Annotated in this window: 5 protein-coding genes; 3 read left to right on the plus strand and 2 right to left on the minus strand. The window is 58.0% G+C overall.

What is annotated here, in order from left to right; translation table 11 throughout:
• The first annotated feature begins 367 nt into the window (after window positions 1-367).
• A complete protein-coding gene (locus LCM21_RS00005; RefSeq protein WP_224888778.1) occupies window positions 368-1072 on the plus strand; it encodes an IS6 family transposase in 705 nt (234 codons plus the stop codon).
• A 509-nt stretch (window positions 1073-1581) separates the two neighbouring features.
• On the opposite strand, the gene LCM21_RS00015 is transcribed toward LCM21_RS00005, so the two are convergent.
• Window positions 1582-3153, minus strand: a complete 1572-nt coding sequence (locus tag LCM21_RS00015; RefSeq protein WP_224888779.1) for an SGNH/GDSL hydrolase family protein — start codon at window positions 3151-3153, stop codon at window positions 1582-1584.
• A gap of 320 nt (window positions 3154-3473) precedes the next feature.
• Entirely contained in the window at window positions 3474-4061 is a 588-nt protein-coding gene (locus LCM21_RS00020) for a 4'-phosphopantetheinyl transferase family protein (RefSeq protein WP_224888780.1), read from the minus strand.
• 922 nt (window positions 4062-4983) lie between these two features.
• Here LCM21_RS00020 and LCM21_RS00025 point away from each other — a divergent pair.
• Window positions 4984-12489, plus strand: a complete 7506-nt coding sequence (locus LCM21_RS00025) for a type I polyketide synthase (RefSeq protein WP_224888781.1) — start codon at window positions 4984-4986, stop codon at window positions 12487-12489.
• Entirely contained in the window at window positions 12486-17177 is a 4692-nt protein-coding gene (locus LCM21_RS00030) for a type I polyketide synthase (protein ID WP_224888782.1), read from the plus strand. Before LCM21_RS00025 ends, LCM21_RS00030 begins: the two co-directional genes overlap by 4 nt.
• The last annotated feature ends 1 nt before the right edge of the window (window position 17178 follow it).

The raw sequence follows: 17178 nt of genomic DNA on the forward strand, positions 1-17178 counted from the left end.
AGACATCTTCAAGCTGACCCGCAGCGCTGCTCTCGCCGAGTGGCGTCAACTTTGTTCCGGATAGGTTCGCAGTTTCCGCGGCAAACTGAGACTGGTTCGAATTCGTCTGACAGCACCCCCCAAAGAAACCGACTTCTCATACAAAGCAGCCTCGCCCTTTGAAGCGCCAGCACGGAAAAACGGCAGCCACTTGTTGTCGATGAGCCATGCGCTGGAGAACGCAACGCCATAGTCTTCAGGGCGACTACCGTCTTCAGCAGCATCCGCGTGCCAGAACGTCAGATGCGTGTTGTCGAGGTAGATACGATCGGGCGCTGTCAGAGCAAATCAGCTTGAGGCGGGCAGGGCGGCTTCGTAGTTTCATCGGATGACCAAACCTGACCCATTTCGCTATTTCAAAACGAGCCGTGAGATAATCCGCCTGGCGGTGATGCTGTACGTGCGGTTTCCGCTGTCGCTCCGCAATGTGGAAGACCTGCTTCATGAACGCGGCATCGATGTGAGCCATGAAGCTGTGAGATTTTGGTGGCATCGGTTCGGTCCAATGTTCGCGTCAGAGATTAGAAAACGGCGGATTGCGGGCATGAAATCTAGCAAGTGGCGCTGGCATCTGGACGAGATGTTCGTGAAGATCAACGGCGAGCGGCATTATCTATGGCGGGCTGTCGATCATGAAGGCGAAATCCTGGAAAGCTTCGTCACAAAGACACGTGACAAGAAAGCCGCGCTGAAATTCTTAAAGAAAACAATGCGCAAACACGGTCGACCTGAGGTTATCGTCACGGACCTGCTACGGTCGTACGGTGCGGCCCTGAAGGAGATCGGTGCAGGTGGCAGGCAGGAAACGGGCCGTTGGCTGAACAATCGAGCAGAGAATTCTCATCTGCCTTTCCGACTACGAGAGCGGGCGATGCTTCGCTTCCGGCGCATGCGAAGTTTGCAGAAATTCGCCGCCGTCCACGCCTCAATTTACAACCTGTTCAATTCGGAAAGAAGCCTTCACTCACGACCCAATTTTAAACTCAACCGTTCCGCTGCTCTTTCTGAGTGGCGCGGTCTCGGCGCGACATAACGGGCAGTGTCGCTGTCCTTGTGGAGACTGCTTCGAATTCGTCTGGCAGCACCCAGCAGCGGGTTCACCGTGTTTTCCTGATCAGGCAGATCTGGCCGGGCGCTTGAGGATATTCGGTAAGCGGCGGCCTCTGGAAAAGAAGGGTCGCAAGGCCGGGTTCCGATCCCACGGGGTGTAATCTCACTGCTCCCACAGAAGCTGCCGCCAGTCGGGAGTCGGTCTCCCCCCGAAGGTTCTTGGCAGCGATCTGCCCTAAACCCAGTGGATCAGCGCGCAGCGCGTCCACGTCGACAGGATGCATCGGCTCCTAAACAACCTATCGCCATTTAGCTATTTCAATACCGGCCCTGAATCCATTCGCCTGGCGGTGATGCCGTACGCCCGCTTTCCGCTACCGCTCCGCAATGCCGAATAACGGGAGGTATTGCTGTCCAAGCGTAGACTGGTTCGAATGCGTCCGACCTGACTATGGAAAAGAAATAGAAACGCAAACGGTGGGGCGGCAGAAACTAGGCGACCAAATCCGCAGAGGAAGGCGCGGATATCACGCCCCAATAGTCGGCTTCAAGGAACCAATCGAATGCGGAAAGTTCGGTTGCAATGGACTGACGTCCTTCGATGGCAAGAATGGACTCGACCCCGGCCACTGTAATGCCCAACTGCGCCAGCAGTTTAGACGGGTCATCGGAATTGGCAACGAATTCGGAATAGGCCGCCTCATCAAGAACGAGATAAAGGGTGTCCTGACCGCTGCCTCCAACAAAAACATCGCTCGAAGGTGTTTCATCCCCACCGATCAGAGAGGGTTCGATGAAGACAAAGATATCGTCGGACGCACCGCCGAAGACGATGTCGCTGCCAAGACCGTCCGTGATGACATCACGACCATCGCCGCCGACTAAAACGTCATTTCCAGCACCGCCACCCAGAATATCATCGCCTGGGCCGCCGAACACGGTGTCGTCATCACGCCCGCCCTGAATGATATCGTTTCCGATGCCACCATTGATGATGTCGTTTCCAGTACCTCCGAAGACCACATCGTTTCCTGGTCCGACGCTGATCCGGTCATCGCCACCCATCCCGAAAACCCCGTCCGGTCCGGAACCTGAATTGAAAACCGACGCGTCATCGTCCAGCAGTACGGTGTCGCCCCCGCGAAAGACGAACTCGGAATATGCCCCCCAAAGCTGATGCACCGTTTCCGCCGGGTGCAGCATGTCCCAGGCAAGAACCTGATCGCTGTCAAAACTGCTTCCGTCAATCAAGAGGTCGAGTTTGTCGGCAACAATCCCAAAGCTCTCCGGATCTTCCAGAAGGGCAGACGTCACTGCAAAGAAGTCCAGCACGCGAACATCGTTGCCACCATTGGTCTGGGATTGCACCAGCGCAGCGAGACCCTCGTTGAAGGTATCGACCAGCAGCCCAGCAAATTCCTGGGTGACCATTGATAAACTGTCGAATTCAGGAAACAATCCCGTTGGCGGCAGGGTGGCCAGATATACAGTTTCGACACCGGCCTGTGTAAGCCTGGCGGATGCCTGGCCGATTTCCGCCAAAATGTCATCGACTTCCGAACCCAGAAGCGAAAACAATTCTTCAACGGTGGCGCCTTCTTGCGCCTCGGCCTGGTCGACAAGGGAGTTGAGGTCATTGCCGCCAATCAGAATAACGCCGGCAGAGCCTTTTGGAACGCCTGCGATCGCGTTCCGTTCGAAGTTATCGATCTGAGTTTCGAGATCGATTATGTTTTCCAGAACATCCCTGCCAATGGTTCTGGCGGCCGCGAAAGCGTAGTTTTCAACCTCGAACCCGCCTAGCGTGGCGGTGTATTCGGGATGTGTGAAAGCATTTGTAATCGCGCGCTCGCTACCGAACTCGGGAAAGTTTGTCAAAATAACTTGCTCGGAAATCCTCTCACTCAGCGCCTGCAACTGGGCGAGCGGCACGACTTCTCCGAACCTTTCGATCAAGTCGGAAAGTATAAACGAACTGAGAACCGAGGTCAGAAGTTTGAAGGCATTTCCAACGTCCGTCAGACTGTCCCCGAAATAGTATATGCGCGAGAAACTTGTGCTCATTGGTGTCTCCGTTTCGATTGAAGCCCGAGACCGCAGGAACCGATTCTGTTCACTCTTCACTGCACAGTTCTTGCTGAAATCCTAAAGGACCGAGGAAAGAAATCAAGAGCACTGCCAGTTTGCAGTGAGGCACGCGGCTTCGCGAGTTTGGAGGCAATTCCTGTTTCGCTGGTTCGAAGTCGTCGGTCTTGTTTGTTGCCCAAAGCACGCCGAAGCGTGCTGGTGTCCCAACTCTCTCCGAGTGAATTGGTAGCGGCACGAATTAAAAGACAGGCTTACAGGCTAAACAGAGACGTGTTCGAATTCGTCTTGCAAAACCTTCATGATGGTTCTGCCTGAGCGACGATTGTAGCGATAATACCGTCGCTTACATCCCAGCGCCCGCGCAGGTTCAAACTGCCGTCAAGGAGTATGCGTGCATTAAACGTTTGATCTTCAGCGTTAAATTCCAATAACGCATCTGCAAAATCAAGAGAGGTTTGGCGTACGGGGTACCAAGCTTTGAACACCGCCTCTTTGGCGCAAAAAAGAATACGTCCGTTCAAAGGTGCGCGGGAAATCCACTCGTGTTCATGCCCATGCGCAACTATCTGCGCGACCTCTGCCGGTATGGGTTCGGCGGGTTCAGCATCAATACCTAGCCACTCGGTTTGAGATCTTTCGCTGACGGCACACGCGACGTACTCGCTGCAGTGCGTGATTGTGCCCCGTACACCTTCCGGCCAGTCAGGTGCTCCGGAAGGCAAGATCCCGAGATGTGGGACATCACGTCCGATCCGGGCCAAAGCTGCATGCGCGCAAGACCGGCCGGCCATGTGATCACGCTGACGTTTGGGCACTGCCCGCTGAACGTTCGACGCATAGCGCTGATCCAAGCCCGCCCAAGCTGTCGCGCCGAAGCGTTCCACGACGGTTACGTCGCTGGATACGAGGCGACTGAGTAGACCCAGCCTGTCAGTAACAGCTTTCGATCTGCTGTTGTCATTCATCGCGGTTAAGGCGCGACCAGAACGCCGACGGAGGTCGCCCTTTGTCGTTCTTTTGGAAAAATTCTCTTTGACCTTGGGGTTTCGACGACATTCTTACTCCGTGCAACGACTCAACTCTCAGACGGCCTTAGTGTCACTGATAATGTGATTTAACTGTCGTGTTGCATAGGACGTTAAACACCGTTTTCGGGACCTTACTGGTCATCGTGGTGTTGGTGGCTGACGGGCGAAGGTCAGGATGCTTGCTCAATTCAGTCATTAAACTGGGACGGTATCTTCCGCGCGTTGAAACCGGTCCGGTCGATTGAGATTTCAGGCGTCTCAGACGCGAATCGATTCGTTGAAAAACGGTTATTGGGTTACCTCAGGTAAATGAGGGGTGCTCAAAACCTAGGCATTCACGCCAAGAGTGCAATCATCGGGCCGGTTTTTAAACACGACCATCGCGGCGTCTGTCACGACGATTTGCAGAGTGCATTTTTGTATTGAATTGAAAAGATTGGATTTCCCGGTTTCTGTATTCTTCATGAGGTCTTTTCGCATCTGCAGCATTCTAGACAAAACGTATTAAGTTGCGTTAGAAGATACCAGAGCATTGGTAAAATGTTGCTGCGACACTGATATCGACAATTTTATTTCGATAGCGTGGCTGGTTTGAGTTTTTTTGGGGCTTCTGAGTGGGCCCGGACCGTGGGGGTTCAGGGATGTCATCAACGCGAGCCAAGGTCCGCTCATAGTAATTCTCTGGAGCGGTAATCTGACAGAACGCGATCTACGCGTAGCTTTGCGCTGATTTATTAGTAGGTGGTTCGGAATAAGCGCGGGCCAGGAGTTGAGACCGATGCTTGATTATTTGACGGACAAGAGTTTTGAAGTCATTGGGTTTTCAATCCCAAACTACCTCGGATCAAAAGTACCGCATGCCGCGTGCAAGGCGAAACATGTTGGCTGCCTTGACCTTGAATATGCTGATCCAACGCGATTGGACGTTTTGACCGCAGTCTCCGATCTGCGTGCGGCTGCGCCAGCGTTATGGGGGCTAAAGCTCACGTCGGTGGGTCTCGACGCCGCGCTGGATGCGGATCTGTTGTGCGACGGGGCTCCGCACACGATTGTAATTGTCGGAGAGCTTGCGAAGGCCACTGGCGGGACGATCGCTCGGCTGAGGTCCGAGGCACCCGAAACTCGTGTGCTGGTCGAAGTTGTTTCGCGTTCGCAAATTGCCTTGGAGGCCGACCTTGCCCCAGACGGCTGGCTGGCCAAGGGACATGAAGCCGGCGGGCGAAGCGGAGACGAGACGGCGTTTATCCTTCTTCAGGCGCTGCGTCAGGTTACCGATTTGCCGATCATCGTACACGGTGGCGTCGGGCCGGATACGGTTGCAGCGCTTCGCTTGGCTGGTGCGGCAGGGGTTGCATTGGATTGGCCCCTTGCGCTGCTGGATGAGGCCCTGACACCTGCACCGATGCACCGGGCGCTGAAAGCTTTCGATGGCAGCGAGACGCTTCACGTCGCGGGTGTAGACAATGTCGGCTACCGGCTGTTCTGGCGGCCTGATCACCCCCCGGCACGTTCAGTGAAGGAAGTGGCAGATGCCAACCCCTCCGCACTCGCTGCAGCGGTAGCAGATCTCTTGGACCCGGTTACTGGCGGTGGTGTCTGGCTGGTGGGTCAGGATGCATGTTTCGCCAAGCCGATGCTTGAAAAATATGGGCGAGCGGGCGCTGCTTTGAATGATCTGTTGGCGCGTTCCAAAGACCAGATCGCCTCGGCGCATGCGCAGCGTGCTTTGGCGCGTAACAGCACTCTTGCACAGAAACTGGGTACCGAGTTTCCGATAATGCAGGGTCCGATGACCCGGGTAAGCGACCGCGCGGCCTTTGCTGATTGCGTTGCCGATGGCGGTGGGTTGCCATTTATTGCGCTTGCGCTCATGCGGGGCAAAGAGGCCAACGAACTTGTCACTGAAACCAAGGCATTGCTAGGCAATAAGCCTTGGGGAGTAGGCGTGCTGGGCTTTGTAGATGATGCGCTGCGCGAAGAGCAGTTGGAGATCATCCTGCGGAACGCGCCGAACTTTGCCCTGATCGCGGGTGGGCGGCCGGATCAGGCGCTGAGGCTCGAAAAGTCCGGAATCCCGACGTTCCTGCATGTGCCATCACCGGGGCTACTCAAAGTCTTTCTGGAGCAGGGATCGCGGCGCTTCATCTTTGAAGGAAGGGAATGTGGTGGTCATGTAGGTCCTCGGTCGAGTGCGGTTTTGTGGCAACAGGCAATGGACGCGTTGCGCGCATTCTACGGCAGCGATCCAATGGACTGTCAGATCTTGTTCGCTGGAGGCATTCATGACGCATGCAGCTCGGCGATGGTTGCCACAATTGCGGTCGACGCGGTGGCGCAGGGCGCCGAAGTCGGTGTTCTCATGGGGAGCGCTTACATCCTGACAAAGGAGGCCGTCGCCGCAGGCGCGGTGGTGCAGCGGTACCAGGACCTCGTTCTGGGTGCGCGTGAAACCGTGCTACTGGAATCCGGTGTTGGCCATGCGACCCGTGTGGTCCGAAGCGCGATCGCGGACGAATTCCAAAGCGAAAAGGCCCGACTGCTGGCTGAAGGTGTCGAGGCCGAAGATGTCAAAGATGCGCTCGAGCGGTTTAATGTCGGCAGGTCTCGCGTCGCCTCCAAAGGCATCGACCGTAACCCGAACTTTGGAAAAGTCGATGGGGCAGCAAAATACATCGAAGTACCCGAAGCCGATCAGGAACGGCAAGGGGTGTACATGATCGGACAATTGGCGTCGCTGCGCGACAGCGCGTCGACTATTGCCGATTTACACGCGGACGTCTGCGATGGGGCAGTCTCTTATTTGAAAGAGGCCGTGCCGGAGGCGCCGCGACAGGAAGCATTCGTCGAAGGCCCGGGGTCACGCGTCGCGATTACCGGCATTTCGACTATTTTGCCGAAAGCGCAGGATCAGTTTCAGTTCTGGGAAAACATCCTCGACAAGGTGGATGCGATCACCGAGGTACCCGAGCGAAGGTGGGACTGGCGCCGGTATTTTGACGAAGACCGGGATGCGCCAGATAAATCCTATTCCCGCTGGGGCGGGTTCGTGGATGAGATGCCTTTTGATCCGATCCGCTACGGTATTCCACCGAATTCGATGACCAGTGTCGAACCGCTACAGTTGCTGACGCTGGAACTCGTGCGAAAGGCGCTTGAGGACGCCGGGTTCGAAGACGGTGTAATCCCGGACGCTGCACTTCGGCGCCGCACGTCCGTCATCATTGGCGTAGGCGGCGGCGCAGCGCCGATGGGTCAACAATATGCGGTGCGCGCAACGTTGCCGGCACTTTTGGGACAGGTGCCCGAGGCGGTTACCGAGCGGCTACCGCAATGGACCGAGGACAGTTTTCCAGGGGTTTTACTGAACGTGATCGCGGGTCGCGTCGCGAACCGGTTCGATCTGGGCGGAGTGAACTTCACTGTCGATGCAGCTTGTGGATCTTCCCTCGCGGCAGTGATGACCGGTGTACGCGAGCTTGAGACCGGGACATCCGACATGGTGATTGTTGCGGGCGTCGATGCGTTCATGAGCCCATTCGATTTCGTCGCTTTCTCCAAGACACGGGCGTTGTCCGCCCGTGGCCGGTGCCGGACTTTTGATGCCAGTGCGGATGGAATTGCAATCTCTGAGGGGCTGGTGGCAATGGTGTTGCGCCCGTTAGAGGCCGCCGAGGCAGCCAGCGATCGGATCTATGCCGTTCTCCGCGGTGTGGCAGGTGCGTCAGACGGGCGCGATCTTTCGCTGACGGCTCCGCGGCCGGAAGGGCAGCAGGAAACGTTGCGCAGAGCCTATGAGCGGGCGGGTATTTCACCGTCAAGCGTTAGCCTCGTTGAAGCCCACGGGACGGGGACGATCGTGGGTGACCGTACCGAAGTTCAAAGCCTCACCAGCGTGTTCGGACCCACGCGCGCTGACAAACAGTTCTGCGCGATCGGATCTGTCAAGTCGATGATCGGCCATACAAAGGCGGCGGCTGGCTGTGCCGGAATGGCCAAAATGGCTTTGGCGCTGCACCACCGCATCTTGCCGCCGACCATGCATGTGGTCGAGCCTAACCCGACCGCGAACTTTCAGGAAAGTCCGTTTTATCCAAATGTCGACGCTCGGCCGTGGATGAAAACCGGAACCAGCCCAAGGCGGGCGGGCGTGAGCGCTTTCGGATTTGGCGGCACGAATTTCCACGCCGTGCTCGAGGAATATGACGGTGGATACCTGCCACGGCATCAGGCCCCGGTCCGACAAAATTGGAGCCATGAGTTACTGTTGTTTTCGGCAGACGACCCAGCGGCTCTGGTGACGGACCTGCGAAAGGCGGCCGCCGCTTTCGAGACAGAGGCGTGGGCTTTGCGCGACGTGGCAGCCAGCCTTGCGGCGCGGTTTGACGCGGGTGCCGGTGCCCGCTTTGCTATGGTGGCAAGCTCGCTTGCCGATGCAGCGACGCGTATTGTTGCTGCGGCGGGCGCGCTAGAAACAGGTGCGAAGGATGTGCGCGAGGTTGATCCGCTGGGCGCCTATTTCGCGCAAGGTGAACCGCTGAAGACTGATCAGATTGCGTTCCTGTTTCCGGGGCAGGGGTCGCAATATCCCAACATGGCAGCCGGTCTGACTATGTACTTCCCGGCCATGCGCAAATCGCTCGATGCGGCACATGAACATTTGCGCGATTTACTCGATGTGAGCTTTGCCGATCAGATCTACCCTCGCCCCGCAATGTCGGAGGCTGAGAAATCAGCGCAGGTGAAACGCCTGATGCGTACGGACGTGGCACAGCCTGCGATTGGAGCCATCTCAAGCGGTATACTGTCACTTTTGAGGGCGTTCGGAGCGGATGCGGGTGCCGTGGCCGGTCACAGTTTTGGTGAACTGTCGGCGCTGAGCGCGGCGGGCGCTTTTGGTGAGCGAGAACTGTGGTCTTTGGCGCATGCGCGCGGTGACGCCATGATTAGCGAGGGTGGCGACGATCTCGGAACGATGACGGCGGTGAGTGCGTCTGAAAACGAGGTCCGCGAAGCGGTATCTGATCTGACTGGCATAACCTTCGCCAATTACAACGCTCCCAGACAGACGGTGCTGGCAGGAGCGGAAGATGACCTGGCGCGCGTTGAAAACGCGCTGCATGCGGCTGAAATTGCTGCGCGCCGTTTACCGGTCGCCTGTGCGTTTCACTCTGATTTCGTAGCTCCTGCGCGGGACAAGTTGGCCCGGGCCATTGCCAATACGCCCATGACCGCACCGAAACTGCCAGTGTTTGCCAATGAGACGGCCGCCACGTACCCACCAGATGCCGAGGCTGTGGCCGAAACACTAACACGACACCTGACGCAACCAGTTCGTTTCATGGGCAGTATCGAAGCAATGTACGAGAGCGGCATTCGGTTGTTTGTTGAGGTGGGGCCGAACGCAGTGTTGTCGCGCCTCACAAAGCGCATTCTGGGCGACAAGAGCCATCTGGCGGTCGCGACCGATGTTGAGGGGCGGAGCGGCGTACACCAGTTCCTCGCGGCTTTAGGCGCGATGAGCGCTGCGGGGGTAAAGCTCGACCTCGGTGCCTTGTGGAAGGATCGTGCGAGTACATCCGTCGATGTCGTGAACTGGAAGTCAGAAGAAGAAACAGAAAACGGATTGCTTTGGATGGTCGATCTGGCCTCTGTTCGGCCAGCGGGAACAGAGGTTTCGCGCATCGGATTAGCGGCCCGGATCGAAGACGATACCGTGATGATACCACCTTCTCCTTCCGTTTCGCCTGCTCCGGTTCCTGAGCCTGCCACAAGGCCGATGATTTCGATCCCTGGACAGGGTTCCGAAGCAGCAGTGGACGTTATGCGCAAGCACCATGCGCTCATGGCGCAGATGCTCGAAAGCCACCAGTCGACCATGCAGATGTTGCTGGGCGGTGCTGCTGCGCCTGCCACAAACCAGCCCGACATCGCGATCACGCCAGTTCCAACGCCGTCAACGGTTGAGCCGAAACCGTCGGAACCGCGGGCGGCTGAAACTATCGCGGTGCATGCAGATCCGACACCTTCGCCGGACGTGACTTCCTGCGACGCGCAGCAAGTGACCCATAAACTGCTGGAATTGATTTCGGAACGAACAGGCTATCCGCCGGAAATGCTGGGCCGCGAGATGAACCTTGAGGCCGATCTGGGCATCGACTCCATCAAGCGGGTGGAGATTCTGGCCAGCCTGCGTCTGCACTTTCTCGCCGAAGCGGGAGAAGCGGCACACGAGCTTATGGGCCCGGTAGCACGCGAACGGAGCGTGGATGGAATTGTGGCGCGGTTTATGGAGGTTGTAGATGCCGTCAGCGGCGATGCGCCTGCGGCGGCCACGCTCACTCAGGCGAAGGCTGACTCAGTCTCGTCGTATCCTGAACCGGAAGGGGTAGCCCAAAAGCTGCTGGAACTGATTTCCGAACGTACAGGCTATCCACCGGAAATGCTGGGCCGCGAGATGAACCTTGAGGCCGATCTGGGCATCGACTCCATCAAGCGGGTGGAGATTCTGGCCAGCCTGCGCCTGCACTTCCTCGCCGAAGCGGGTGAAGCGGCACACGAGCTTATGGGCCCGGTAGCACGCGAACGGAGCGTGGATGGGATTGTAACGCGGTTTATGGAGGTGGTGGATGCCGTAAGCGGCGATGCACCTAAAGCTGCCAGTGTTTCCGCGGTAGAGGACGCACTGCCTGCGCCAAGCTATATGGACGGACAAACGCGCCGCTTTGTCATGGTGCCATCAACCACATCAGTGGTGAACCCCAAACCATGGGTTTCATCCGGGGCGACCTATGTCATTACCGAGGACGGGCAGGGGGTAGCCACCGCTCTGGCCGCGCTTATAGAGGGCGCGGGCGGCGTGCCGATTGTTTTGCCAGTTGAAGGTCTGACGCCCGAAGATGTGGCGTCGGCGACCGAAGGTCATAGCGTTGCGGGTATTTTGCATTGCGCGCCACTGTTCTCTGCTGACGAAGTGCCTTTTGAGGCCAAGCGCCTGATGGCGCAGGTGCGCTCGTCGACCGAAAGCTTGTATGTGATCCTGTCGGTGGTTGGTCCGGCGCTGGCGACCCGGTCTGATGCGGTCATGGTCGTGGCAACGCGCATGGGTGGCTCATTTGGGTTTGATGACAACACCACACTGGACCCGACGGCTGGGGGACCGGTTGGTGTTCTCAAGACCCTCGACAAGGAATGGGCCGCGGCTCATGTCCGTGCAGTCGACGTATCGGAGACTTACGGGCCTGAAGACATTGCTGGTACCATTTGCGACGAAGCCGGGCGCCGGGATGACGCGGTCGAGATTGGTTGGGTTGATGGTAAGCGTGTCGAACTTTTGGCCGAACCGCGTCCGATTTCTTTGATCGGGGGTGCGAAGGACCAGAATCTTCTGGGCGAGGGTTCTGTTGTACTGGTTACAGGTGGCGCGCGCGGGATCACAGCGCGGTGTTTGCTTTGGCTGGCAAGTAAATATCAGCCTCGCCTTGTCGTCGCAGGATCCTCTCCGGTTCCTGATGCAGAGGAGGCGGGTGAAACGGCGGCCATCACCGACCCGATGGCCCTGCGAGCTCATCTGGCGCAGCAGGCTAAGGCAGAAGGCGCGAAAGTCACCATTGCCGAAATTGAGCGTACCAGTCGTGCTCTTCTGAAGGCGCGTGAAATCCGTGCCAATATCGCCGCACTCAAAGCGGCCGGGGCGCAGGTCGAATACCATCAGTGCGACGTGCGGGACGGTGCAGCGTTGACCAACTTGATCGAAGGGATTTACGACACCCATGGTCGCATAGACGGGGTCATCCACGGTGCGGGTTTGATCGAGGATCAACTGGTCATCGACAAGACACTCGACAGCTACCGCAGGGTCATGGCCACCAAGGCCGAGAGCGCCTTTACCCTTGTGCAGGCCCTGCAGCCGGAAACCGTCAAGTTCTGCGCGTTCTTCACATCAGTTGCGGGGCGCTTCGGTAACCGCGGGCAGGGCGATTACGGTGCCGCGAATGAGATTGTTTCAAAGCTGGCCCGCCGTCTGGATCAAGCTTGGGAAGGTCGTGTTGTCGCGATCAGCTGGGGGCCATGGGACAGTGACGGCATGGTTTCGGACGAGGTCAAAGCGCAGTTTGAGGCATTGGGTATTGAGGCGCTTGATCCTGACCTTGGAATTCGCGCGCTCGAGGCCGAGATCCTTAGCGATACCGATCGTGTGCCTGAAGTTGTCTGGGGTCTTGGTCCCTGGGCCAGCGATCTGACTGACGACCTCCAGTCAAAAGACACGATCAAGGCCGCCGAATGAAAGAGGATAGGCCCGATATTCAAGCTGCGCACACGGTGTGCGAACCCATCGCGATTGTGGGCATGGGATGCGTGTATCCCAAAGCCCGAAACAAGGAAGCCTTTTGGCGCAATATTGTGGACAAGGTCGACGCCGTCACAGAAGCGCCTGAAGACTGGGACGGGGCGCAATACCTGGACCCGAACAGCGATGCCAATGACCGCGTCTACACCAATCGGGGGGGGTTTCTCGGGAATCTGGCGCGGTTCGATCCCTTGCGGCATGGCGTGATGCCAAACTCTGTCGATGGCGGCGAGCCGGACCAGTTTCTGGCACTGGAGATTGCGGCTGACGCGGTCGAGGATGCGCAGTTCGAGATGCGCCCTGTGCCCGGTGATCGGGTGGCGGTGATCCTGGGCCGCGGAACCTATATCAATCGCGGATTTGCAAATGTAGTCCAGCACGGAGTGATGGTAGATCGGGTGATCGACATCCTGCGCACCTTACATCCCGAAACCGGCGATGAAGAGGCCGACGCGCTCAAGGCGGAACTCAAAGCATCACTGCCGCCGTTTAATTCAGAGATGGCGGCCGCGCTGGTCCCAAACCTGGTGACGGGCCGAATTTCAAATCGGCTGAACTTTCGGGGCGCCAACTACATTATCGACGCTGCCTGTGCCTCCTCCCTCGTGGCGTTGGATCGCGGTGTTGCTGACCTGCGCGCGGGTTCTTGCGACATGGCGCTTGTTGGCGGTGTTCATGCGTCAACCCCAGCCCCGATCTATCAAATTTTCTGCCAATTGGGAGCATTGTCGCGCAAGGGCAAAATCCGGCCTTTTTCGGCCGAAGCAGACGGGACGCTGCTGGCAGAGGGCGTCGGCATACTGTGCATAAAGCGTTTGTCCGATGCCGAATTGGCTGGTGATCGGATTTACGCGCTGGTGCGCAGCGTTGGTGTGGCGAGCGACGGCAAGGGCATGTCGATCCTTGCGCCCCGCATCGAAGGCGAGCGTCTTGCGATCCGGCGGGCCTATGTGTCGGCGAACGTGGCACCGGATACGGTTGGATTGGTCGAAGCGCACGGTACGGCAACCAGCGTTGGTGACGCGACCGAGATTGACGCGCTGAAGGCTGAATTCGGGGATATGAAACAGGGCTGTGCCATAGGGTCGGTCAAATCAATGATCGGGCATTGCCTGCCCGCCTCGGGGTCTGCTGGGTTGATCAAAGCCGCGCTGGCGCTGCATCACCGGGTTTTGCCACCAACCCTGATCGATACATCCAGCCCCGACCTGGGTCTTGATGACACCGGGTTTTATCTCAACACCGAAGCACGTCCATGGATCCACGGGCGCGAAACGCCCAGACGCGCGGGCGTGAATGCGTTTGGTTTCGGGGGGATCAATTCGCACGCGATCCTTGAGGAATATCGCGGGGCAGCGGAACCAAAGGCAGCGGTGTCACGTCCCTCTGAGATAATTGCAATGGCTGCGCCAGATCAGGAGCAGTCGCTGTCTCTGATCGAGGCGGTCGCAAGACAGGTTCACCAGGCCGATGACTTGACCGCCTGTGCAGCCGCGTTGAATGCGAAGACCGGCGCCGGGCAGGTGCGCATGGCCGTGACAGGCGGCACACGGGAAGATATCCTTGCTCGTCTCGATCAGATCAAGGCGGCGCTGCAGAAAGGCCGGAAACGCCTGCGCGACCGGCGCGGTGCATATATGTCTGCTGAGCCGCTTGCGGAAAAAGGCAAGGTCGCCTTCCTGTTCCCGGGCGAGGGCAGCCAGTATCGCAACATGTTGGCCCCGCTGATGCTGCATTTTCCGCGCATGCGTGAGTGGTTCGATATCGTGGACGGAGCCTATCCCGGTGAAACGGGTCGGCAGCGCGTCAGCGATGTGTTTTTCCCGCCACCGCTGGAGACACCGTCGGACGATCATCTTTGGCGGATGGATGTGGGGCCGGAGGCGATCTACGCGGCCAATATGGCGATGGCCACTCTGTATCAGCAGATCGGGTTGAAGCCAGACATGTTACTCGGCCACTCAACAGGAGAATATGCGGCACTTTCGGCGGCTGGCGTGACCAAGCATGAGGATGTGTCGCACCTTCAAAAGGATATACGCGATCTGAACGCGGTTTTTGCCGCTGCCGAACGGGATGACGCGATTGCCAAAGGCACGCTCTTCACGATCGGGCCGGTGAATGTGACCAAGTTGCGAGCTGCGCTTGAGGGCCGCGATGACGTTTTTCTTGGCATGGATAACTGTGCGGCACAGCAGGTGGTCGTCGCAACAAGTGCCAAGGCTGCGGATTGGGTGCCTGAACTGGCAAAGTCGCTTGGCGGCTTTTGCGATACATTGCCTTTTGGTCGCGCCTATCATTGTCCTGCATTCGCACCGTTTAGCGGGCGGCTCGAAGAATTTCTGAGTCAAATTGACATCCGCGCACCTAAGCTGCCGGTCTATTCCTGCCTGACCACCAAGCCGTTTCCGAATACCTCCAAAGCCATAAAGTCTTGGATGGCCGCTCAATGGTCCAGCGAGGTGCGTTTTCAGGACACGATACGGCGCATGTATGACGACGGCGCGCGTATTTTTGTTGAATGCGGTCCGCGGAACAATCTGACGTCGTTTGTCGGGGACGTGCTGCGCAAACAACCGCATGTGACCGTAGCTGCCGATACAGTCGGGCGGCAGGGGCTCAGCCAGCTGCATCATCTGGCCGCCCAGCTTTTTGCCGAGGGTGTGCCTCTTGATCTGGATGCGCTCTCTGGCACGGCGGAAAACGTGCAGAGTAATGCGAAACCGCTTAAGATGGGTTTGCAGCCGATGGCGTTGGGCGAAGGCCGGCTTCCTGCACGTGAACGGCAAGCCCAGCAAGCGCCTGAAAAGATCACCCCCGACGGGCCACCTGCCGCACCATCGCCGCTTGAGACCCTGATCGATGGTTATTTTGACACGATAATCAAGATGATGCAGACGGAACAGAACGTCATGCAGGCCTTCTTCGCAAGAGGGAACACGCAGCCCAAGAGCGCTGCGCCCAATGCAGGCGACCGTTTCCCGATGCTGAGCGAGGTGGATGTGAGCGCAGACGCCCGGTCGCTGCGCGCGCTTATCCATCTCGATCACCAGATTGCGCCTTATCTTGCCGATCACGCGTTTGGCCGCGCAATTTCGGTGAATGATCCGGATCGACATGGTCTGAGCGTTGTGCCGCTCACCTTTACGATGGAGGCGTTGGCCGAGGCCGCCGCTGCATTACGGCCAGGTCTGAGGGTCGTGGGTCTTCGCGAAGTGCGCGCCTCGCGATGGATCACTGTTGAAAAGCCGTTGTCGCGGAAACTTGAGGTCACGGCGGAGTATCTGACCGTTGACGGCGATAAAACGATCATCCGGACACGCATTCGCGATGCTCAAGGTCCGGTCCTGCGTCCGGTGATTGCGGAAGCTGATATCGAGTTGGCCGCAAACTACGCGCCTGCGCCTACAGCGTCAGCCTCTGCCTTCGAAGGCACGGTAGGAGCACATTGGTCATTGAAGGATGTCTATCAGCGCATAATGTTTCACGGGCCGCGCCTGCAGGCCGTGAAGTCTATGCATGTTGCTACACCCACCGCTGCCGAAGGTGTGTTGATCGGGTTGCCTCAAGACGATCTTCTTGCCGCCACGCGCATCCCGGAATTCGAAATTGATGCCATAACGCTGGATGCCGTCGGTCAATTGGTTGGTGTCTGGTCAGCGGACCAATTGGATACGGCCTTTCACATTTTCCCGTTCCGTGTGGAGCACGTTGAGATCTTCCGCCAGATGCTTGCCCCTGACGAAGAGGCGACATGCCGTTGTGATATAAAGCTTTTGAATACCGACGAGATGCGGTCCGACATTGATGTGGTGACGGCAGACGGACATCTTATGTGCCGCATCAAGGGTTGGTGGGACAAACGCTTTAACCTGCCGGATCCGTTCTTCCACGCACGGTTGGACCCTGCTGGAAATGCGCTGTCGCGGATCATTGAGGCCGCACCGCTTGACGGTTTGAAAATCGTGATCACGGAATGCATTAGCGACGGTTTGCTGGCAAACAGCGGAGGAATTTGGGCAGGCGTGTTGGCTGGGCTCGTCCTGTCAGACAGCGAGGCGGCGATTTTGCGCGCCCATAGCAGCTCGGAAACCGAAAGGTTCGACTGGTTGCGCCAACGGGTCGCGGCCAAGGATGCCGTTCGCGCCTGGCGAAGTTCGGGACTATGTCCGGCGGACATCGAGATTGAAAATATTTCTAACAATCAAATGCGCGTGGCAGCGGGCTGGCCTGCGGACTGGGGGACAGCTCCGCGGATCGTGAGCGCGTGTGTCGGGCAGACGGTTGTCGCTGTCGCGACAGACCCCGGCGAATATGCCAACCTGTACATGGGGGTCGCCAGCCTGGCCGCAGATGGAAAGACGGCGGATTTGAGTGCCGCTGACGTGGACCTGCTGCCGCCCGAGCCAAACCTTCGCGCATCTGCGATTTCCTGCTTGCGCGCCTTGCGACAGGCGATGGGGCAGGGCGCACGTATCACGCAACTCAACACTGCGAAGGGTTATGCCATTGTGCAAAGACCCAGCACCACCGACCCGCTGAAAGTCCGTTTCGTTGAGGACGGAAGGTCAGGCGTCGTGATCGCCCTTCTCGCAGAAACACATCGAATAAAGGAAAAGGAGTGAG

Source organism: Ruegeria profundi, from assembly GCF_020171505.1.
Classification (GTDB): domain Bacteria; phylum Pseudomonadota; class Alphaproteobacteria; order Rhodobacterales; family Rhodobacteraceae; genus Ruegeria; species Ruegeria profundi.